Source organism: Roseburia sp. AF02-12, assembly GCF_003461765.1.
GTDB classification, from domain to species: Bacteria; Bacillota; Clostridia; order Lachnospirales; family Lachnospiraceae; genus Roseburia_C; species Roseburia_C amylophila.
In genome coordinates this window covers 1-532 of record NZ_QTXS01000010.1, presented here as the reverse complement: position 1 = coordinate 532, position 532 = coordinate 1, and the positions used below count along the sequence as shown (strand labels likewise).

General features: G+C 39.5%; 1 pseudogene. It reads right to left on the bottom strand.

What is annotated here, in order from left to right:
* Positions 1-52 precede the first annotated feature (52 nt).
* A pseudogene (locus tag DV740_RS14635) lies at positions 53-532 on the bottom strand (hypothetical protein); the annotation flags it as partial.

Sequence of the window (532 nt, the reverse complement as noted above, 5' to 3'; positions counted from 1 at the left end):
CCTGCATTTCGCAGCATGGATGCCAATGCATCTGCCATTCTCTGTGCTTTTACTATTCTCTTATTTTAGATGCCAGTACGGTATAAAATTCTTTTTCCTGTTGCAGATATGCTGCCCTTTCATCTGTAACTGCTGCCAGCGGATTTTCTATTCTCTCCAATATTTTGTTGATAGCTGCCAAACAGCTTTCTTTCGTTTCTCCAAAAATATTATCATTACCACCTGTCTGAAAATCCTGCTCCACAGATAGCTGCGTTAATGTACTGGATAAATCAGTCTGAAATGGATTAACCCCCGTTTCTTCTAATGTTTCCTGCCACGCCGCTTTTACACTCTCCGGTACTGTTTGAAGGTAATAATCACTAATATAAGCAATCTGTTTTTTGGTTTTTTCGTCTGCAAACTGATAGGTTCTGTTATTCGCTTTTAACTGTTCATATGCCGCCTGCGCATCACTGTTCGCTTCTGACTCATACCAGCCATCTTTATTTTTGCTATATTTCATACCATTGACCGTAAAATCTTTGGAAGT